This window comes from Rhodococcus sp. NPDC058639, assembly GCF_042717545.1.
Classification (GTDB): Bacteria; Actinomycetota; Actinomycetes; order Mycobacteriales; family Mycobacteriaceae; genus Rhodococcus.
Genome location: NZ_JBHXRF010000003.1, coordinates 429860 through 450128 on the forward strand (window position 1 = coordinate 429860; position 20269 = coordinate 450128).

Annotated in this window: 17 protein-coding genes; 6 read left to right on the forward strand and 11 right to left on the reverse strand. The window is 67.3% G+C overall.

Annotated features, from left to right (window positions below; genetic code table 11):
- The first annotated feature begins 5 nt into the window (after positions 1 to 5).
- Positions 6 to 1028: a BMP family protein gene (locus ACFWU2_RS07725; RefSeq protein ID WP_378603413.1), complete on the forward strand. Its 1023-nt coding sequence runs from the start codon at positions 6 to 8 to the stop codon at positions 1026 to 1028.
- Between the two features lie 4 nt (positions 1029 to 1032).
- Positions 1033 to 2049 (forward strand): adenosine deaminase, encoded by a 1017-nt coding sequence (gene add, locus ACFWU2_RS07730; RefSeq protein ID WP_378603416.1) that lies wholly within the window; start codon positions 1033 to 1035, stop codon positions 2047 to 2049.
- A gap of 12 nt (positions 2050 to 2061) precedes the next feature.
- On the opposite strand, the gene ACFWU2_RS07735 is transcribed toward add, so the two are convergent.
- Positions 2062 to 3108, reverse strand: coding sequence for an isopenicillin N synthase family dioxygenase (locus tag ACFWU2_RS07735; RefSeq protein WP_378603420.1), 1047 nt, complete (start codon positions 3106 to 3108; stop codon positions 2062 to 2064).
- Between the two features lie 177 nt (positions 3109 to 3285).
- On the opposite strand from ACFWU2_RS07735, the gene ACFWU2_RS07740 reads away from it, so the two are divergent.
- Positions 3286 to 3660 carry a helix-turn-helix domain-containing protein gene (locus tag ACFWU2_RS07740; protein ID WP_378603423.1) on the forward strand — a complete coding sequence of 125 codons (375 nt, stop codon included), beginning with the start codon at positions 3286 to 3288 and terminating at the stop codon, positions 3658 to 3660.
- Position 3661: 1 nt separating this feature from the next.
- On the opposite strand, the gene ACFWU2_RS07745 is transcribed toward ACFWU2_RS07740, so the two are convergent.
- The 4 genes from ACFWU2_RS07745 to ACFWU2_RS07760 all read right to left on the reverse strand — a co-directional run bounded on the left by ACFWU2_RS07745 (position 3662) and on the right by ACFWU2_RS07760 (position 6823).
- Positions 3662 to 4258, reverse strand: a complete 597-nt coding sequence (locus tag ACFWU2_RS07745) for an ATP-dependent Clp protease proteolytic subunit (protein WP_378603425.1) — start codon at positions 4256 to 4258, stop codon at positions 3662 to 3664.
- Positions 4255 to 4866, reverse strand: a complete 612-nt coding sequence (locus ACFWU2_RS07750) for a ClpP family protease (protein ID WP_378603428.1) — start codon at positions 4864 to 4866, stop codon at positions 4255 to 4257. Before ACFWU2_RS07750 ends, ACFWU2_RS07745 begins: the two co-directional genes overlap by 4 nt.
- A 73-nt stretch (positions 4867 to 4939) precedes the next feature.
- On the reverse strand, positions 4940 to 6289 hold the full coding sequence (locus tag ACFWU2_RS07755) for an MFS transporter (RefSeq protein ID WP_378603431.1): 1350 nt from the start codon (positions 6287 to 6289) through the stop codon (positions 4940 to 4942).
- A 60-nt stretch (positions 6290 to 6349) separates the two neighbouring features.
- Positions 6350 to 6823: a VOC family protein gene (locus ACFWU2_RS07760; protein WP_378603434.1), complete on the reverse strand. Its 474-nt coding sequence runs from the start codon at positions 6821 to 6823 to the stop codon at positions 6350 to 6352.
- 285 nt (positions 6824 to 7108) lie between these two features.
- On the opposite strand from ACFWU2_RS07760, the gene ACFWU2_RS07765 reads away from it, so the two are divergent.
- Positions 7109 to 7534 (forward strand): ATP-binding protein, encoded by a 426-nt coding sequence (locus ACFWU2_RS07765; RefSeq protein WP_378603437.1) that lies wholly within the window; start codon positions 7109 to 7111, stop codon positions 7532 to 7534.
- A gap of 129 nt (positions 7535 to 7663) precedes the next feature.
- Positions 7664 to 8164 (forward strand): hemerythrin domain-containing protein, encoded by a 501-nt coding sequence (locus tag ACFWU2_RS07770; protein WP_378603440.1) that lies wholly within the window; start codon positions 7664 to 7666, stop codon positions 8162 to 8164.
- Between the two features lie 25 nt (positions 8165 to 8189).
- Here ACFWU2_RS07770 and ACFWU2_RS07775 read toward each other — a convergent pair whose 3' ends face one another.
- The 6 genes from ACFWU2_RS07775 to ACFWU2_RS07800 all read right to left on the reverse strand — a co-directional run bounded on the left by ACFWU2_RS07775 (position 8190) and on the right by ACFWU2_RS07800 (position 18985).
- A complete protein-coding gene (locus ACFWU2_RS07775) occupies positions 8190 to 9623 on the reverse strand; it encodes a lipase maturation factor family protein (protein WP_378603784.1) in 1434 nt (477 codons plus the stop codon).
- Between the two features lie 81 nt (positions 9624 to 9704).
- Positions 9705 to 11600, reverse strand: coding sequence for an exodeoxyribonuclease V subunit alpha (gene recD / locus ACFWU2_RS07780; RefSeq protein ID WP_378603443.1), 1896 nt, complete (start codon positions 11598 to 11600; stop codon positions 9705 to 9707).
- The gene (locus ACFWU2_RS07785; RefSeq protein ID WP_378603446.1) at positions 11597 to 14929 is read right to left on the reverse strand and encodes a UvrD-helicase domain-containing protein; all 3333 of its coding nucleotides are present in this window, start codon (positions 14927 to 14929) and stop codon (positions 11597 to 11599) included. The genes recD and ACFWU2_RS07785 overlap by 4 nt, the downstream gene beginning before the upstream one ends.
- Before the next feature lie 14 nt (positions 14930 to 14943).
- On the reverse strand, positions 14944 to 18234 hold the full coding sequence (recC, locus tag ACFWU2_RS07790) for an exodeoxyribonuclease V subunit gamma (protein WP_378603448.1): 3291 nt from the start codon (positions 18232 to 18234) through the stop codon (positions 14944 to 14946).
- A gap of 161 nt (positions 18235 to 18395) precedes the next feature.
- Positions 18396 to 18587, reverse strand: a complete 192-nt coding sequence (locus tag ACFWU2_RS07795) for a hypothetical protein (protein WP_378603450.1) — start codon at positions 18585 to 18587, stop codon at positions 18396 to 18398.
- 119 nt (positions 18588 to 18706) lie between these two features.
- On the reverse strand, positions 18707 to 18985 hold the full coding sequence (locus ACFWU2_RS07800; RefSeq protein WP_378603453.1) for a hypothetical protein: 279 nt from the start codon (positions 18983 to 18985) through the stop codon (positions 18707 to 18709).
- 304 nt (positions 18986 to 19289) lie between these two features.
- Here ACFWU2_RS07800 and ACFWU2_RS07805 point away from each other — a divergent pair, with 304 nt between their 5' ends.
- Complete coding sequence (locus ACFWU2_RS07805; RefSeq protein WP_378603456.1) at positions 19290 to 20246, forward strand: ferritin-like domain-containing protein; 957 nt, start codon at positions 19290 to 19292, stop codon at positions 20244 to 20246.
- The last annotated feature ends 23 nt before the right edge of the window (positions 20247 to 20269 follow it).

Here is a 20269-nt window from a genome sequence, read left to right on the forward strand (position 1 = left end):
GATACGTGAAGAAACTGGGTACCGCTGTCGCGGTGATCGCCGTGGCCGGCGTCGCCGTATCCGGATGTTCGAGTTCGGCCTCCGGGACGGAATCGTCGTCCGATGGTGTGGTCAAGGCCGCCATCATCACCTCCGGCCCGGTCAACGACCTCGGGTGGAACCAGGGCATGGTCGAGGGTGCCGAGAAACTCGAGGCTGAAGGACTCATCGAACTGACGGTGGTCCAGCAGGATTCGGGCGCCACCTCCGAGCAGATCGCACAGATCGTGACCGATCTCGCCGAAGACGGACACGACATCGTCGTCGGCCACTCGTTCAACTACGGCGAACCCATCAAGAACGTGATTGCCGACTACCCCGATGTGTTGTTCGCGTACGCCGGCGGTTTCGGCGACATCACCGCGAACCTCGCCGACTACAGCCAGCCGTTCTACGAGGGCTCGTTCCTGTCGGGCATCCTCGCGGGTGACCTCACCGAGACCGGCATTCTCGCCGGCACAGCCGGTTTCGAGATTCCGGTGTGCAAGGCGCAGATCGAGTCGTTCGCCGACGGCGCGCGATTGACCTACAAGGGGCCCGGTGAGATCCAGCTCCGGCCGTCGTACATCGGAGGCTGGTCCGACGCCGCGGCTCAAACCCTCGAAGCGGTCAACGCGCTCGTCGACCAGGGTGCCGACCAGTTCACCACGTGCGGTGTCGATGCTGCCACCATCGAAGGCGCCAAGCAACGCGGTGTCGGTGTCGCCGGGTACGCCATGGACCAGACTCCGCTCGCTCCCGAGAACGTGGTGTCTTCCATCGTGTGGAATCTCGACGAGGTGCTGCGCGCGATGGTCGCCGATGTCGAGGCAGGCAACATCGATCCGGCGAAGTACTACGAGGTGGACTTCGCCGAAGGTGGCGTCGATGTCGCGGTGAATCCCGCTTTCGCCGACCGCATTTCGCCCGAAGCCATGGCACTGTTCGAGGAGTACCGCGAGAAGATCAAGTCCGGCGAGTTCGAGGTCGAATACAAGGGCGGAGCATAATCCCATGACGGTGACCCTCGAGGTGGTGCGGGCACTGCCCAAGATCGAACTCCATCGTCACCTCGAGGGCACCGTCCGCCCTGGCACGGTGCATGCGCTCGCTGTGGCGAACGGTATCGATTTGCCCGTAGACGACATGCGCACCCTGTACACCTACCGCGATCTGCGGCACTTCCTGGACGTGTACGAAACGGTGTGCAGCACACTCGTCTCCCCCGCGGACTTCCACCGCATCGCATACGAATCGGTCCACGACGCGGCCGTCACAGGCATCGTCCACACCGAAATGTTCTTCACCCCGCACGTCCACCTCTCGCGCGGAGTGCCCGCGGCCCATGTGTGGGACGGGATCACCGCGGGGTTGCGAGACGGGATTGCGGACACCGGAATCGGTGTCCGAATGATCATGGACTGCACCAAGTTTCTCGGTCCCGCACTCGCGCAGATCGAACTCGATCTGTTCACCTCACTGCCCGATCCCGACGGGTTCCTCGTCGGCATCGGCGGTGACGGTATCGAAGCCGGTGTCGATGACGCCGCGTTGGCCCCGGTGTTCGCCGAGGCCGCGCGGCGCGGGTTGCGCCGGACCTACCACGCCGGAGAGTTCAGCGCCCGAAGTGTCGCCGATGCGATCCGAGTCCTCGGCTGTGAACGCGTCGATCACGGTCCGCTCGTGGTCGAGGATCCTGCGCTGGCTGCCGAGGCCGCAGACCGCGGCATCGTCTTCACACTGTGCCCCAGTTCGGACGTACTGATCTCGCAGGTCTACCCGTCGGTGCGCGAACATTCGCTCCCACGGATGCTCGAGGCGGGGCTGCACGTGACCGTCAACAGCGACGACCCTGCGATGCTGGGACGCGATATCAGCGACGAGTACGTCACGGTCGTCGAGCAGGGCCTCGTTACCGCCGAACAACTTCGGGACATCGCTGTCGGCGCCGCGGACGCCTGCTGGCTCCCGGACGCCGACAAGGCGGCCCTGCGCGGACGGATGACCGCCGCGTGGTCCGCGTTCTGCTAGCCCCGGCGCGACCTACGGCCGGCTCTCGCCTACCGCCGCGCGCACTCGCGCTGCCTCACGTACCGCTGCGGTGTTCGCCTTCCCATGGCGTGAACCGGCGAGTTTGGCCTTGATGTGGTCGCGGACGACGATCGGCTCGTACGGTTCCGGCCCGGCGTACTCCGGCAGCGTGGAGATCGTCGCGTCGACGTTGCCGTCGTGGAAGTAGGCCACCGAGCGGCGCCGCTGGATGCGACCGTCGACGATCGGGGGCTTGACCCGGTGCATCGTGGACATCCACCGGTCGTCGGTGATGCGGGCGGTGAGATCGCCGAGATTGACCAGGAGCGCGCCGGGGAGCGGCGCGACATCGTGCCAGAGTCCGTCCCCGCCGAGCACCTGTAACCCGGCGACCCGATCGGCCCACAGGACTGTCACGATCCCGAAGTCGGTGTGCGCACCCATCCCGGTGAGGTCACCGTCGAGGTTCACGGCGCCTTCGGGAAGGGCGTAGTTGTTCATCCGCAGCACATCGATCGAGTGATCGGTGAGGTCGGCGAAAAAGGTGGACGGCTGCCCGAGCGCGTCCGCGAAGATGCGCGTGAGGGTGCGGGCGACGCGGCCGGCCTCGTCGTAGTAGGCCAGAACCCGATCCTCGAACCCGGTCACGTCGGGCCAGAGGTTGAGTCCGTAGTCGTCTTCCGACAGGTCCAGGTCCGGGAAGGACCGGGCTTCGGTCCCGACGTTGTACGCCTCGAAGAAGTCGTTCATGCGACTTGCGGACTCGACACCGAGGCTCAGACTGAGTGATTCGCTCTTCGGCGGGCTGTAGCCGCGGTTGGCGCCCACGACGCGATAGTGCTGCTTGGTCTCCATCGGCAAACCGAAGAAGTCGTCGACGGCAGAGGCGAGGCCCTCGATCACGGCATCCGGAATGCCGTGGCCGAGGATCTGGACGAATCCCACCCGCGTGCAGGCTTCGTCGATGGCACGAGCCACGCGGGCGCGTTCGTCGGCGCTGCCGCCGTGCACATACGGCCCGATGTCTACGGTGGGAACTTCGAACGGTTGCGGACTCACGTACTACTCCTACGGGCTGTATACAGGGTCGGGTACAGCCTGGACGTGGGAGTTTGCCATCTCGAGTCCGAATGTTTCACTGCGGTAAGAAGAGTCTCACCGCTGCGCGGTGGACGTGGATGTTCGTTGACAGCTGAACCCCGAATGCACGGGCGGTCGCGGGAGCACAATGACGGCATGGAGCCGAAGCAGCGCAACGTCGTGCACCTGGCAGCCGTGCGAGAGGCGCGCGAACCCCTGCCACGCCGGTCACCGTCCCCCGCGCCCGAGCCACGGTTGCTCCGGCAGATCTACGGCGAAATCCTTCGTGACGAGCGCCGCGACCAGGATCGCAGCCTCGACGATGTCGCACGCGCCGTCGGAATGTCGAAGCAGTACCTGTCGGAGGTAGAGCGGGGACGCAAGGAAGCGTCGTCGGAGATCCTTCGGTCGGTGTGTGACGCGCTGGAACTGCCGATAGAGCAGTTGCTGGGCCGGGGGATCCGCCGGATGACCGCACACCGCACGCTCCGGGCGGCCCGGAGCGGCGGCATCGAACTGTGCGCGGCGTGAACTAGAAGCCGTCCCGCTCGAGCAGGACGTGATCGGCGAGCCCGTACGACACGGCCTCCTCGGGCGAGAAGATGCGGTCGCGGTCGGTGTCTCGGCGCAGTTGCTCCACGTCGCGTCCGGTATGCGCGGCAAGGATGCTCTCGGTTTGCGCCCGCACGCGCATCACTTCTGCGGCTTGCAGCGCGAGATCGGAGATCGTGCCCTGCCCTTGCGCCGACGGTTGGTGCAGCAGCACCCGGGAGTGGGCGAGCACGTGCCGTCTTCCCGGTGCGCCGGCGGCGAGAAGCACCGCTGCCGCCGAGGCCGCCTGGCCCATGCAGTATGTGGCGACGCGTGCTCGCACGAACCGCATGGTGTCGTAGATCGCGAGCATCGCGGTCGACGATCCGCCCGGCGAATTGATGTAGAGGCCGATCTCGAGATCGGGGGTCTCGGCTTCGAGGTGCAGCAGCTGTGCCATCACGACGTTGGCGACACCGTCGTCGATTTCGGTTCCCAGGAAGACGATTCGCTCGTTGAGGAGCCGGCTGAAGACATCGAACGAGCGTTCCCCTGCCGGTGTGCGTTCGATGACGTTGGGGATCGTGTAGGTGCTCATGACAGTCCGATCGGTCGGCCCGCGCCGAACGGCGCGAGTTCGGCGAACGACGCGGCGACGTCGTCGATGATCCCGTACTCACGTGCCTCATCCGGGGTGAACCAGCGGTCCCGGTCGCTGTCCCGTGCGATTTCCTCCACGGATCGGCCGGTGGCCTCGGCGAGAATCTGCTGCGACTGGTGCTTCATGTATTCGAGGTTCTCGGCCTGGATCGCGATATCGACGGCAGTGCCCGCAAATCCGGCCGACGGCTGGTGCATCATGATGCGGCTGTGCGCCAGTGCACTCCGTTTGCCCTTGGTTCCGGCAGCCAGCAGGACCTGGCCCATGCTGGCTGCGAAGCCCACGGCGACGGTTGCCACGTCGTTGGGCACGAGCATCATCGTGTCGTAGATCGCCAGCCCGGCGTGCACGGACCCGCCGGGTGAGTTGATGTGCAGGACGATGTCCCGGCGGTCGTCGGCAGAGGCGAGAAGGAGCAGTTCCGAGCAGACACGCTCGGTCGTCTCGTCGTTTACTTCGCCGGTGATCTGCACGATGCGCTGGCGGAGGAGCCTGTCGGCCAGCTGGTCGCGGTAGTTCGATGGTGGGGGCGATGTAATGGTCATGGATCCACCTTCGCCGGATCGGGCCACGCGGCAGCGGCCTGTCCGCTCACGGCAGACGAGCACCGGGGCAACCCTATTCGAGAACGGTTCCGGCCCTCTCGGGAAGTGTGATCGCCGCACATGCCGCCACGACGAACGACGCCGCGAACACACCGAACACCAACGCATTACCGCCGGAGTCGAGCAACAGGGGCACGAGCAGCGGTGCGACGATCGACGCGAGTCGACCGAATGCCGCCGCCGAACCTGTGCCCGAGCCGCGGACCGACGTCGGATACAGTTCCGGGCCGATCGCATACAACGCGCCCCACGCGCCGAGGTTGAAGAACGACAGCGCCATCCCTGCCGCGATGACGGTCCCCGGCGTCTCGGCGAGACCGAAGAGTGCCGCCGCCACTGCAGAACCGGCGAGGAAGGTGGCGAGGGTTGCGCGCCGTCCCCACACCTCGATCAGCCAGGCGGCCACGGCGTAGCCGGGCAACTGCGCGAGCGTGATGATCAGCGTGTAGCCGAACGACGTGACGAGGTCGAACCCCTGGGCGACCAGCAGGCTCGGCAACCAGATGAACGCACCGTAGTACGACAGATTGATGCCGAACCAGACGATCCACAGCGCTGCGGTACGGGCGCGTAGTGCCGGTGCCCAGATCGAGACCCTGCGATCTGTTTTCGGAGGGGCAGCGGGTTCGGCGCCGTCCCCCACTCCCCCTTCCGGTGGCTCCGCAACCTGCGGATCCGGACCGGACGCGCCACGGGCGGCCGACGCTTCGTACTCGCGGACGATCGCTTCGGCCTCGTCGTATCGCCCCTTGCTCTCGAGAAACCGCACCGATTCGGGCATCCCGAACCGGACGACGAGCGCATACGCTGCGGGCACGAGGCCGACTGCGAGCGCCCACCTCCACCCGTCGTCGTCGAGCGGCACGATGAAGTACCCGATCAGCGCCGCGAGAAGCCAGCCGACGGCCCAGAACGCCTCGAGCGCGACGACCACCCGGCCGCGTATCTTGCGGGGCGCGAATTCGCTGACCAGGGTGGAGGCGACCGGAAGTTCGGCGCCCAGCCCCAGACCCACGACGAACCGCAGGGCGATGAGCATCGCCACCGAGGTCGACAACGCGGCCGCGCCGGTCGCGAGCCCATACACCAGCAGAGTCGTCGCGAACACTTGACGACGGCCGATCCGGTCGGCGAGAAGTCCACCCACAGATGCACCGATGGCCATCCCGGCGAAGCCGATCGACCCGATCCACGACAACTGTGTCGACGACAGATCCCACTGCACCGCGAGCGCGGCCATGACGAAGGAGATCAGGCCGACGTCCATCGCGTCGAGCGCCCAGCCTGCACCGGACCCGGCCAGGAGACGGCCGTGCTTCCGGGTGAACGGCAAATCGTCGAGGCGCTGAGTACGAGTGGGCACAACCGCGAAAAGTACACGGCGCGGTGCCCGGCAGGCACTGCCGGGCACCGGGCCTGGGTCTCAGCCTCGTGCTGCGGCCTCGAGCGTCTCCACGTCGATCTTGCGCATCGTCAACATCGAATCGGTGACGCGCTGCACGACAGCCCCGTCGGAGGATTCGAGTAGGTCATTGAGCCGTTGCGGAACCACCTGCCAGGACAATCCGTACTTGTCCTTCAACCAACCGCACTGGGATTCCTCTCCTCCGTCTGCGGTCAGCGCGTTCCAGTAGTAGTCGACCTCGACCTGGGAAGGGCAGTCGATCTGGAACGACACCCCCTCGGTGAAGGGGAATTGCGGACCGCCGTTGAGCCCGTAGAACACCTGACCGTCGAGGAAGAACTCGACCGACATCACCGTCCCCTCCGGAACCGGAGCGCCCTGCGTGTAGTACGTGATCTCCCCGATTCGCGAGTCGGGGAACACGCTCGTATAGAACTTCGCGGCGTCCTCGGCGTTCATGTCGAACCACAACCACGGCGTGATTTTCGGCATGGTCTCTCCTTTCGGCACGCACCCTTTCTCGACGGTATCCGGTCGGTCCGTCAGGGTGGTCCTTCCTGTATTGGGACCAGGGAACCCCGCCGAAGTGATCACGGTGACCCCGTTATTTTCTTCGTGTTCATCCGGAGGTGGATTCACGCACCCGACTGGGTATGCCTCCGGCGTGCAGTTGTCGAAGAGCGCCCCCGAAAATGCCGGCTTCGTATTTTGCATGCGAGGAAAACCTTGGATGCATTCGGCCGAATTGCGGCTACCCGTCGTCCCGGTGGGTGTGCGGTGCTGACGGAGAGCGACGGCTCCGCCTCGTTCGCATCCGGGGGGATCTTCTTCCGGGGTGTCCGCGCCGATCCCGCCTACATCTCGGACCTGCGTCGTGCCATGCGGCAATGGCTCGAGCAACTGGACGTCGACGACGACCGTAAGCACGATGTCGTGCTGGCAAGCTATGAGGCCCTGGCCAACGCGGTGGAGCACGCCTACGACGCCGACGACGCGTCCGCTTCCCTCGACTTCGAGGCGACGTACCTGCCGCGCGATCATGTTCTCGAGGTCCGGGTTGCGGACCATGGATGCTGGCACGACGCCGACGGATCCCCCAGCTCGCGCGGCCACGGTCTTGCCTTGATACGCGGTCTCGCGACCCATGTGGTCATCACCCCGAGCTCGCAGGGCACCCACGTGACGATCCACTGGTCGCTGTAGCGCGCGTCCCGTCACCGCGACGCTCGGCCGGCCTCGGTGGGAAGTGTTTGCTCTCATGCGAGCTCGGGTAGTCCCCGCAATACTGCGCCACTGCCGACCCTGCGGCGGGCCCGAACCTATGAGGTGCCCATGTCCACCGATGCGCTCGTCATCCTGAAGAACGACCACAAGGAGATCCGGAAGTTGTTCCGCGATTTCCGCAGCGCCGGCGACAACGCGGTCAAGACCAAATCCGCGATCGTCGACAAGATCATCACAGCGTTGACGGTCCACACCTACATCGAGAACGAGGTGCTGTACCCGCGTGTCCGCGACCTCGTCCCCGAGCTCGAGGACGACGTGCTCGAGTCGTACGAAGAGCACCACGTCGCCGATGTCCTCATCTCCGAACTCGCCGCAATGTCGCCCGACGACGAACGTTTCGATGCCAAGACCACCGTGCTGATCGAGAACGTCGAGCATCACATCGAAGAAGAAGAGGACGAGTGGTTCCCGCAGGTACGCGAGAGCCTCGGGCGTAAGACGCTGCAGGAGATCGGGGCAGAACTTCTCGAATGCAAGGAGAAGGCGCCGACATCACCCGCGCAGCCGTCGGCACTGAAGAAGGCCGTGGACGCGGTCGTCGCCTAGAAGGTGCAGGTTCGCCTGTCCCGGTTCACGGCATCCGCATGTCCGACAACGACATCGGCATCATGAACTCTCCGACGGGCTCGCGCACCCACCACGCTCCTGTTGCCCTGCATTCCGCTCGGGTCGCGTAGCGGTACCGGAACAGTCGCGCCCGAATGCGGGCCGGTGGATGATCGGGGAACGGGTTGTGCCGCAGCAGCTTCAGAGTCTCACGATCGTTTTCGAGTAGCTTGCGCACGAAGCGGGGAAACCAGACGGCGGCGTAGTCCCGCGAGATCGCGGCGAACCACATCAGCCAGTCGAGCCGGAGGTGGTACGGGGCGTACTGGCGGGGCCGCCGCCGCACATCACCCGGCTTTCCCTTGAACTCGTACTCCCGCCATTCGGTAGCGGGGGTGTCCACCCGGTCCGCCGTCCCCTCGACGATCACCTCACGGCGGGTCCGGGTGATACTGCCGAAGGCCCCGTAGGCGTTGACGAAATGCCACTGGTTGAACGAGGCGTTCATCGCTTGCCGCTTCGACGCGAGATTCCGCGCGGGGCGGTAACTGAGCACCACCGTCACGACCGTCAGGGCCACCACCGCCACCGTGAACGGGAGCGGGGTCGGCCCGTAGTCCGTTTCCACCGGGACGAGCCGGGCGTAGAACTCGTCCGGCAGTACCGAGAACGCCAGGACGATGGTGATCCAGTTGAGCCACGCGAAGTTCCCGCTGGCCACCAGCCACAACTGGGTCAGGATCATCACCGCGGCCGCGAGTCCGGCAACTGGCTGCGGGAGGAACAGCGCGAACGGCACGACCAGCTGCGTGACGTGGTTTCCCGCCACCTCGACCTTGTGCACGGACCGGGGGAGGAGATGGAACCAGCGGCTCAGCGGTCCCGGCATCGGCTGTGTCTCGTGGTGGTAGTACAGGCACGTCAAGTCGCGCCAGCAGGGATCGCCCCGCATCTTGATCAGCCCGGCCCCGAACTCCATCCGGAACAGCACCCAGCGCATGAGGATCAGCACGAGAAACGGTGGTGCGACGTCGTCGTTGCCGAGAAAGATCGCCAGGACACCCGCTTCGAGCAGCAACGACTCCCAGCCGAACGAATACCACGCCTGGCCGACGTTGACGATGGACAGATAGAGCGCCCACATCACGAACCAGACGCCCATGCATACGATCAACGGCATCCGCTCGGTGAGACCCACGAGCGTGAGCGCCGCCAGGATCGCGCCGAGGGCGGCGAGGGCCGCGAAGAGACGGTCGGAGTACCGGAAGTGGAACAGACTCGGCGAACTCCTGAAACCGCGTGTCGCGAGATAGTCGGGCACCGGAAGCAGTCCTCGCGTACCGATCAGCGCCCGGAACTGCAGGAGTGCGACAAGGAACGCAACCAGGTACAGCGCAGCGAGCCCGCGGGTGACCAGAAGCCGCCCGATCGTGTAACCGTCCGCTGCCGCCCACTCCATCACGTCAGCCCGTGTCCGCTTCCGCTCCGGTGTCCCCGTCCACCTGTACGAGCATGGCACCGTCGGAGCCGGGCGGGACGACTACGCTGGGATTTCCCGGCGTAGACCGCTCGCTCGCAGCACCTGCCGTGCCACACCGGCGCGCACCGATTCCTCGGTACCGATGACCCGGACGTGGACGCGAGCCCGGGTGATCGCGGTATAGAGCAGTTCCCGGGTGAGGAGCGCGGACTTCGCTTCGGGCAGCACCACCGACACCGTGCCGTACTGGCTGCCCTGACTGCGGTGAATCGTCATCGCATAGACCGTGTTCACGGCGGACAACTGGCTGGGGTGCAGCAGATACGGTTCCTCTCCCCGCGCGAAAGCCGCGACAAGTTCGTCCCCGCGCCGGACGACCACGCCGGTGTCACCGTTGTAGATGCGCATGTCGTGGTCGTTCGCCGTGACGAGCAGCGGCTGTCCGGGATACCAGCGTTCCGGATCGAGATAGCGTCCGGTGGCGGCCCCGATCCATTCGGTGGCCTGGCGTGCCCACCGTTTCACACCCGCCGGACCGTCGCGATGCGCACACAGCAACCGGTGGCTCTCGAACCGCTCGAGTGCTGCGGCGACGTCGCCGCGCTCTGCTGCCGCCGTCACCTCCTCGGCCGACCGGACCACGTCTGCCCGGAGTGCGGTGAGATCCGACGGGCTCACGAACGACACCTCGGGGCTGCCGCTCGCGAGGATCTCCATGACCTTGTCGCCGTCACCCTGCCGGACCGCGGTCGCCAACTCTGCGATTGCACCGCCGAAGCGGCGTCCCCGGCTCAGACGCACCACACCGCCACGCAACCGTGCGTGTTCCCGGACGCTCAGTCCGCGCTCTGCCAGATCACCGGGGGCGGCAAGGTCGCGCGGGACGGCGAGGTCGTGCGGCACCGCACGCTCGAACACCGGGTTGAGCGTGCCGGTGATGGGCCGGCCGACCAGGTCGGCGAGCACCGCACCGGCGTCCACGGACGCGAGCTGATCGGGATCGCCCACCAGCACCAGCCGCGTGTCTGGACGTACGGCTTCGAGCAGACGGCACATCATCGTCAGCGACACCATCGACGTCTCGTCGACCACGATCACGTCGTACGGCAGGTGGTTGCCGGCGTGATAGCGGAACCGGGTGCGGCCGCGTTGCCATCCCAGCATCCGGTGCAGGGTCATCGCCGTGAGGTCCGGAGGTAGTTTCAGCTCGGTTTCCTGCTCGCGCACCGATTCCTGCAGGCGGGCTGCGGCCTTTCCGGTGGGAGCGGCGAGGCCGATCCGCAGGTCGCGCCCGTGGAGCGTGGTGAGCAACGCGAGGATGCGTGCGACCGTATGGGTCTTGCCTGTGCCCGGGCCACCCGCGATCACCGTCGTCAGATGGGTGGCCGCGAGCGCGGCGGCGATGCGCTGCCGGTCGGGGGCAGGAGCGGGAAGGGACGGGTCCACCTGGTCCCGGAACAGGTCGGTGAGGGTCGAACGAAGTTGCTCCTCGTCGACCTCGGGGAAGCGGCCTTCACGCTCGGCCAGGACCCGCCGGATCGTCTGCTCCTGCCGGAAGTAGCGGTCGAGGTACAGCAGCGGCCCGTCGGCGGTCTCCACCAGACGCAGTGGGCGCAGTGCTCCCGGGCCGCCGCCCACGACGAGCGGGCTCCGGCGCAGGGCGGCGAGGACGTCCTCGTCTCGCGGCCACGGGAGGTCTTCGGGAGCGACCAGGGGATTCCCGTTTTCGTCCTCCTCCACGGTGACGTCACGCAGGCGGGTCAGGTCGAGGCACACGGAACCGGCGCGCACCGCGCGGACCGCGAGTGCGGTAGCGAGATGCACGTTTGCGTCCGCTTCCCCGCCCAGGGTGGCGAGGCGCACGGCGACGTGCACGTCCGCGGCAGCGAGGGCGCCCGCCTCGTTGAACGTCCGGAGGGCGCCTTTGCCGCGCTGGGCTATTCGCGCATCTGTCACGACACGGCCTTTCCGGCGAGCAGGTCCGACAGATCGGTGACGAGGGCGGCCGGAGGCTGCCAGTCGAAGACACCGCTGCCGAGTGGGCTTTCCGGGCCTGCCATCCCCCGGACGAACAGGTACTGCACCCCGCCGAGATGCACCTCGGGGTCGTACCCCGGCAGACGCCAGCGCAGGTATCGATGCAGTGCCACCGCATACAGCAGGGCTTGCATCGGGTAATGCGCACGGATCATCTCGGCGGCCATCGCCTCACGGGTGTAGTGCGCGGTGGTCAGTTCGTCGACGCGCGCAAGACGGTTGGTCTTGTAATCCACGATGACGAAACGGGATTCGGGCGTACGCAGTACCGCATCGATACTGCCGGTGAGGTAGCCCCGCAGCGGCACCGGCTCGAGGTGCCGCACCGCATCGGCATACGGCAGCATCGGATCACCGGGGGCGAGGTGCCGGCGCATCAGGCTCGCCACGCCCTCGAGCGTGACCGTGATCGGCGCCGGGGTGTCACCGCCGGTCAACGGCAATTCGAAGTCCAGTTCCGCGAGCCTGTCGGCGGGGCGGAAATCGGCGAGGGTCCGGCCGAGCGGGCCGAGCGGGGTGCGCAGCACCGGGAGCAACGCGGCGGCCAGTTCGTCGGCGTCGATCTGCGACAAGCGCTGCGCGACGACCTCCCGGCAGCAGGCACGAAGTTCGGCTTCCAGGTCGGCAGCCGAGGTATCGACGACTTCCAGCACCGCGTGCACGAGGGTGCCGAACACCGTGCCGCCGGGGAGATGGTTCATCGGGGACGGAATACCCGCGGCGGTTGTCCCGGTGACGGCAGTGTCCGCACCGACGAGCGGAGCCTCTTCCGGCTCGTCGTCCTTCTCCGGCTGTTCCACTTCGCTGCCCACACCCGGCTCGTCGTGCGCGGCGGCGGTGAGCGCCGAATAGGATGTACGGCGCCATGTTTCGTCGATCACCCGGTCGAACGTCGCCGCGGCGAGCCGGCCGTATTCTTCCCGGGGCGCCGACCAGGTGAGGTGAGGAATCGGGAACTGTCCCACGGGTTCGACGGCGATCAGTCCGCCCGCGGGGGCGGCCCACTTGTGGAACTCCTCCGCCATCGCTTCGTCGTGGGGCACTCGTCCCTCCGCGGCCGGCTCCGGTGAGCCCGGTTCGCGGGCGAACAGCAACCGGTGCAGCGGTGATCGCGACGTGGGAGTCGACGGTGCCCAGGAAAGCGTGAGCTGGCATTTCGCCCGGGTGACAGCGACATACAGCAGTCGCAGTTCTTCGCCGGCCTCTTCCTCGTCGTGCGTGCGCTTACGTTCCGCGTAGCCGGGACTGCCTTTGCCGCCCACGTCGAGGATGCGACGTCCGTTCTCGTGGAGCAGGAGCCTGTCGGGCTCGGGGTTCTTCGCGGCGTCCCAGCCGTACGGAACGTAGACGACCGGGAACTCCAGGCCCTTGCTGCCGTGCACGGTGAGGATCTGCACGGCAGCGGCGTCGCTGTCGAGACGCCGGATCCGGTCGGCCGAACCGCCGTCGGGGTCGTTGATCCTGTCTTCGAGCCACCGCGTCAGTGCCGCGAGCCCGAGCGACTGGCCGGCGGCCGCATGTTCGAGCAATTGTGCGACGTGCCGCAAGTCGGTGAGCCGGCGTTCGCCCGACGGCTCCTCGAGCAGTCGCGCCTCGAGCGCGCCGTACGCTCCGATGCGTTCGAATACCGCGGAGAAACCCGATCGGATGTACACCGCGGACAACTCGCGCAACAAGCTCCCGATTTCGGCGACCAGTTCGTCGCCGCGTTCGTCGACGTCGGACACGGTGCGCCCGAGCAGCGGGGTCAGCGCCGCAAGCCGGACGCGATCGGCCCGGTGCGGCTGCTCCAGCGCGTAGAGCACCCACAACCACTCCCTGGCCGCCGAGGTGGAGAACACACTCGTCCCCCCTGCCAGTACACACGGCACGCCGGCGGCCACGAGCGCGTCGTGGACGAGGGAGACCTGCTTGTGCTTGCGCAGCAACACCGCGATGTGAGCCGGCTCGACACGCTCCGGGCCACGCCCGAGATCGATTGTGACATCGTCGTTGTCGAGGATCTTCACGATGTCTGCCGCGACATCTTGGGCGACACGCGCCCGGAGCCCGTCGAGGTTCCTGGGGAATCCCCAGTCGTTGAGGGGACCGGCCCCGGCGCGCGGAAGATGCCTCAGCCGTATCGGGGCAAGACCGGTTATCCGGGATTTGGGTTGTGCGGCATCGACCCGGTTCGCGACGATACGCGGATCGCCAAGCGCGGCACCGCCGTACACGTACTCGCACGCTGCCACCAAGTCGGCGTCGCTACGCCAGTTGGTGGTCAGCTCGCAATGCGCGTCGGACGAGGACACCGCGTCGAGGTAACTCAGCACCTCCGCGCCGCGGAAGGCGTAGATCGCCTGCTTGGGGTCGCCCACGAGCACGAGCCGGCAGTGCCCGTGGAATGCCCGCCGCAGGATCTCCCATTGCTTGGGGTCGGTGTCCTGGAACTCGTCGATCAGCACGACACCGAACCGGTCGCGCACGCGGCGACACGCATCTTCCCCGTGGTCGGGGTCGAGCAGAACGCGGTGCAGGAGAGCGAGTTGGTCGTCGAAGTCACGCAAGCCCATACGCCGTTTACGGTGCTCGACCTCGCTCCGCACCTCGCGCGCGAAGTCCACCCGCTCGCCCGCGGGAGTGCCGTCGGCGCCCTCGGGAGCCAGTTCGGATTGGGGATCGAAGATCGCGGCGCGTGCTGCGGTCTTCGCCTCCGCAAAACGGATCGGCGCCTCACTCCGCCCGTACCGGCGCAAGTACAGATCGGTGACCACCTCGGCGGTGAGGTCGTCGACGTTCTCGACCACGGTGACATCCGGCTCGCGTTCACCGGCGATACCCAGTTCACCGAGCATCCTCTGGCAGAAGCCGTGCGTGGTGGAGATGGTGCCGGCGTCGAAATCCGACAACGCCTGACGCAGTCGCGCGCGGCGGTCGTGGACGTCGTCCGCGGCGAGGTAGCGGATCAGCGGATCTGCGCTCCCCCGGGCCTCGTCCGGGTCGGCGAGAGCGGTCGCCACCTCCGCGAACCGGTTACGGGTACGTTCGCGCAGTTCCTGGGTTGCGGCACGGCTGAAGGTCACCAGCAGAAGCTGGGACAGGTCGACCACGCCCTCGGCCACGAAACGCGTCGCGAGCCCGACGATGGCGTAGGTCTTGCCCGTACCGGCACTGGCTTCGAGGACGGTGGTGCCCTCGGGCAGGGGCGCGAGCAGATCGAAACTCGCTGTGGACACGCTCGATGTCGCCGACGACGATGCGGACACGAAATTTCCTTCCGTCACGGCCTGGCCTGATTCTCCGACGTGAGCAACGGTTCCCACAACCGGCGCGCGAGGACACCGAAACGACTGGGATCGTCGAACCAGGAACGTTCGTCGTCGAGAGGCTTCGGGTCCGTGAGAGCACCGAGCGTCACTCCCGATCCGTGCAGGTAGCTCACGTGCCGATCCTGCCCGTCACCGAATGCACCGCCGAAAGCCCGGCTCGCCGCGGTGATCGCCATCTCGACAGAGTCGCCCCGGTGCCGCCGCTCGGCATATTCGGAAGACGCTCCGGTGACCATCGGCAACGGTGTCCGCAGTCCCCGGTCGCGCAGGTCTACGAGGCGCCTCAGTTGCTCTGCGGCATCGGCGGGGGCGAGCAGCGTGGACCGCCACGCCGGCAGCCGCGAGCGGCTTCGCCCGGTGGTGACAGCCTGCCACTGCCCCGGCCGGCCGGACGCAGCAACGGCAAGCAACTGCACCCACGCGGTGAGTCGATGTTTGGGACCGAGCTTGGAGTACGTGCTCCGGGCGATGACCGTGCCGTGCACACCGCCTACTGTGCCGGTGAATCTGCGACCGTCCCCGAGATCGAAGACGACGTCGACGGTCTGTGCGCGTCCGGCATGGACCGGCGCACACGCCGCGACGAGGCCTTCGACCTCGTACGTCACGTCGTCCAGCACCTTCTCGCCGAGCGCATACGGGGGCAGCGTGCCGCGGCGCCACTCCGCCGCCCGGAAATCCGCGGCCGACATGCCCGCCAGCCGCGCTTCGAGCATGCGGTCGCCGAGGTTCCACTTTGCCAGCGGGTCGAGTTCGACATCGAGAGCATCCACGATGCCTTCGTCCAGCTCCGGGATTCGTACGCCGAGACGTTGCCGCAGAAAGCCCTGGCTCGGGTGAACCAGGAACGCGACGAGGTCGTCGAGGTCGACGTCCGTGAGCACCGGAGGAACGAGCGTATCCACCGCCAAACCGGACGGTGCTACCGGATCGCGCGAATGCCGTTGTGTTGCTCGGGCTCCCGCCAATTCGGCAGCATCGAAACCGAACGGGGCGTCGGCCCGGAAGTTGCGGGGATCGAAAGGCTGCAACGGATGACGGCGCACGATCGCCTCGTCGTCGGCGGTCGTGCCGGCCATCGTCGTGATCACGTCGCGAATCTCCGTGAGCGGGATGGCGGGTGGCCGCGCGGCACCGGTGACGGCGTCCGCGCCGGTGTAGAACAACAGAACCCGCTCTGTCGCGGACATCACCGCGTCGAGAAGCAACTGACGATCCTCGCTGCGGGAATCCCGTTCTCCGACACACGGATTCTGCGCAAGAACATCGTCGCCGTCGATGTGCGCATTGCGGGGGAAGACATCGTCGTCGAGGCCCAGCAGCACCACCACGCGATGAGGTACCGACCGCATCGGCACCATCGTGCACACGGTGAGTTCGCCTGTGCGGAAATTGGCCCTGGTCGGGCGCCCCGCGAGGCGGCTCGCGAGCATGGCGCGCACATCGGCGAGCCGCAGTTCCGCGCCACCCGCGTGCTCGACAGCGGCCCCGATCTCACGGTGGGCCTGCGCGAGCTGCCATGCGTCCGCGGGCGCGGCATCGGTGAGCAGATCGAGCGCCTGTGTGAGCGCGGCCGACCACTTCTCGGCCGCGTGCGGACCCCGGATCCCCAGCAGCGACACCGTGAGCCTGTCGATGTACTCGGCGAACCTGCCGGCCAGGTCGATGTCGTTGCTGTCGACGTCGTCGAGGGGCAATGCGAGAGAGAGCCATTCACCGCCGGACTCGTCGGCGGCGACGCCGAGAAGGATCCGGTCGAGGGCTGTCCCGAAGGTGTTCTGCGGGAAGTCCGCCAGACCGAACGGGCGGCGTTGCCACGTGCCCAGTCCCCAGCGCGCTCCGGTCTCGGCCGCCCACTCCTGGAGCCGTTCGAGATCGTCGTCGTCGAACCCGAACCGGCGCCGAACCGGGGCCGACGCCGCGAGATCGAGCACTTCGCTGGCCGTGACGCGGGCGTCGGCGAGGCCGAGGAGGTTGTCGAGCACCGACAGGACCGGATTGGTCTGGCGCAGCCCACGATCGGCGAGTCGCACCCGCAGCGTGTGCCCGGGGTGCTCGCCCACTCCCCGCCCGAACGCGGCGTGCACGAGAGGGGCGTAGGTCTCGACGTCCGGGCACATCACGACGACATCGCGCGGCTCGAGGGTGGGGTCGTCCTGGAACAGGTGCAGCAGACATTCACGGAGGACCTCGACCTGACGGGTCGGTCCGTGACATGCGTGGATCATGACGGTGCCGTCCGCCTGCGCCGAGCCCGGCTCCGGGGCGCGGTCCGCCCGGATGTCCGACTGCACTCGGCCGAGCAACGTGGCGGGCGGCTCGGGGGTCGTGTGGGTGATCTCGGTGGCCTCGAGGCCCGACAGCCGCCTTTCGAACTCGCGCACGTCGCGCCCGAGCGCTGCGAGCAACGGGTGCCGGACACGGAGCGCGCTGTCGTCCTCGGCGCGACACAGCGGAGTCTTTCCGTCCGCGAGCGCAGTCCACATGGCAGGACTCGGGTGCGGAACCCACAGGTGGACGTCGCGGTGGGCACCGAGCGCCGAGACCACCGCGAGTTGCACCGCGTCGAGACGGGTGGGGCCGAACAGTGACACGCGGCCGGGCAGGCCGACGATCTCCGGTTCGGCACGCAACCGCGCGCACAGGGTGCCGAGTTGCTGGGAAGGGCTGTCGGTGCCGATGCGGTCGCGCACGCGACGCCACAATTCGGCCTGCCAGCGGAGGTGGTCGGCGAGCGGAGCGCCCGTTCCGTCGGTGTCCCGCCCGGCCGCCCACTCGGCGATCATGTCCGGTCGCTGTAGTCCGTAGCTGCGTAGGAGGTCGGCGAGATGTGCGGCGGTCGCATACCGGCGACCCGCCCGATGGTCGTCGGCGCCGTGGCCGAGGTGCCGTGCCAGCGCGGCGCACCACGGCTCTCCGACGGAGTCGTCGATGACGTCGAGCACGGTCCACAACACTCGGGAGTGGAGCCAGGGGTCGTCTTCGGCGGTGGTGTCCGACGCGGCGGCGAGCACCTCTGCCACCAACCGGGACGGCGACGGGAAGTCGATGTTGGCGGCGACACCGTCGGTGTGGGTTGCGCCCAGCACCGTGGACAGACGCTGTGTGAGCCAACGCTCGATGCCGCGAGCGGGCACGGCGACGATGTCGCGTGCGAACGGGTCGTCGAGCGGCGCCGTCAGCAACTCGCCGAGCGCGTCGGCAAGGATGTCGGTGCGTTCGGCACGGTGCAGCGTGAGCACGCGTGGGCCCCCTCGTGGTCGACTCGGTCGTCGCTACGGCTTACCACATGCGACGGACACCGCAACGATTGTGCAGGTCGAACGCGAGGGCCGCCTGAGCGCACCACACGAGACTCGATGACGGGCCGGGCTCGCAGGACAGGATTGCAGCGCGGACGACGTCACTCGGGAAGGTCGAACAGCGGAATCTGGTCGCGCATCGTCAGCCGATCGATCTCCGCCCGGTATCTCTCCCCGAGCTCCTCGGCGACGTGCGGCGGGCATCCCAGCTCGCTACCGATCTGTTCCCAGCTGTGGCCGGCTTCGCGGCGCTCCCACGCGAAGCCGCCGTCCTCATCCCACGGCGCCGACATGAACAGATAGTGCACGTCCGCATGCCGGCCCGCAGCGGAAATGCCAAACGGAAGTGCCGTGCGTGGCCCGGGCCCCGTGAGCCGGATCTCTCCGCCTTGCGCGGCGACGACGATCCGGGTCAGAGACAGGCGACGAGGAGTGCTGCGAGACCACCGATCATCGCGGCGAACGCCATGCCCGCACCGAGGGATCCCATGAGGACCCCTCCGGCGATGCCCCCCAGCAGCATCAGGCACGCGAACAGCGTGGGGCCGGCCCAGGAATGCTCGACGAACACGGTTTCCGACAGATCCGGCGCACTGTGCCGCGTACCGGCGACGCTCGACTGCGCCCAAGAACCCGGACTATTGGGACTTTTCGGACCCGCCAACGGACTAGGGGGTACTACGGTCGTCATTCGCTGTCTCCATTTTCGTCTCACTCGAGTGCCGAGCAGAACACCGGAGAGGCCTTGCGGCTCGATCTCGTAGGTTCTCTGGCTCACCGACGTGCTGGGAGCTATGCCCCGGACGTCGCGCCCCTAAACAACGCGCGCACGCCCCTGGCCCGGGAGACCGGGCCGTGAAAGGAAATTTCTGCTGGGTCAAGCGTACTCGATTGTGTCCTGCATCACGCGATGTTAGGGATCACTCTCGCCGGGTAGCCGTGACAAGTGACATCGCTGGAGCCCATCGACCCCAAGCGCGAAGGAGCAACACACGATGACCCAGACCAACACCGCGGCGCTGCTCACCCAGCTCCGCACCTTGCACCAGCTCACCCACGCCGAAACCCAGGTGGCAGAGACCCGTGTCGCGCAGGCTCGTACCGAAGCGGTGCGCCGGGAGCTGACCGAGAACGCTCAGAACTGCCGCGTTCGCGCCATTGCGATCGAGGAAGCCATCCGCGACCTCGGCGGGCTGCCCGACGTGATCGGCCCGGTCCTCGGCCGGGCGACCACCGCCGTCAAGACGCTGACCGAACAGGCGCAGCCGTTCGACGAAGCGTTGCTCGGTGACCTCGCTCTCGAACATCAACTGCTCGACCGCGCCCGCTACGTCAAGGCGCTGGCGACGGCGGACGGCAACTCGTCGATCGTGTCGCTCGCGGACAAACTCATCAAGGCGCACAGCGCGACTGTCGAGTGGCTGACCACCGTGATCGCCGAAGAAGCGCTCGGCGGGCCCGCAGCCTTGCGGCGCACCCCTCTTCAGGCGGCAGCCGGCGCGGCGGTGCGCTTGATGAATACCCCGGTCAACTGGTCCACCCGTGGCCTGGACCGCGCGATCGACGCCGCCCGCTCGACCCGTCCGCGGATCGAGTCGATCCTGACGCGCGGCGCACACGCCGGTGACGTCGCGGCCAAGACCCTCGGCGCCAGCCGGGATTCGGCTCTCGAGACGGCGGAACGGGTCAGTCGGCGCGAGGGCGCCGACGGCACGGCGGAAGCCCTGCACCGGGTGCGCACCGCATCGGGTGTCCTCACTGCGGACGAGTTGCCGATCGAGGATTACGACAAGCTCAACGTCAGCAGCGCCGTCGCAGCGGTCAAGGAACTCACCGAAGCGTCCGACATCCGCGCAATTGTTGCGTACGAGGAAGCACACAAGAATCGTCACGGCGTCGTGTCCGCCGCCCAGACGCGCCTCGCGGCCATCGCCCAAGAGGTGCTCAGCTAGTCCGAAACATGGGCGCAAACCCC

Coding starts and splice junctions, on each gene's coding strand:
- ACFWU2_RS07770 (WP_378603440.1), top strand. CDS start 7,664: ATGTCCACCGATGCGCTCGTCATCCTGAAGAACGACCACAAGGAGATC.
- add (WP_378603416.1), top strand. CDS start 1,033: ATGACGGTGACCCTCGAGGTGGTGCGGGCACTGCCCAAGATCGAACTC.
- ACFWU2_RS07800 (WP_378603453.1), bottom strand. CDS start 18,985: ATGACGACCGTAGTACCCCCTAGTCCGTTGGCGGGTCCGAAAAGTCCC.
- ACFWU2_RS07795 (WP_378603450.1), bottom strand. CDS start 18,587: ATGTCGGCGCCGTGGGATGAGGACGGCGGCTTCGCGTGGGAGCGCCGC.
- ACFWU2_RS07745 (WP_378603425.1), bottom strand. CDS start 4,258: ATGAGCACCTACACGATCCCCAACGTCATCGAACGCACACCGGCAGGG.
- ACFWU2_RS07750 (WP_378603428.1), bottom strand. CDS start 4,866: ATGACCATTACATCGCCCCCACCATCGAACTACCGCGACCAGCTGGCC.
- ACFWU2_RS07805 (WP_378603456.1), top strand. CDS start 19,290: ATGACCCAGACCAACACCGCGGCGCTGCTCACCCAGCTCCGCACCTTG.
- ACFWU2_RS07775 (WP_378603784.1), bottom strand. CDS start 9,623: ATGGAGTGGGCGGCAGCGGACGGTTACACGATCGGGCGGCTTCTGGTC.
- ACFWU2_RS07760 (WP_378603434.1), bottom strand. CDS start 6,823: ATGCCGAAAATCACGCCGTGGTTGTGGTTCGACATGAACGCCGAGGAC.
- ACFWU2_RS07740 (WP_378603423.1), top strand. CDS start 3,286: ATGGAGCCGAAGCAGCGCAACGTCGTGCACCTGGCAGCCGTGCGAGAG.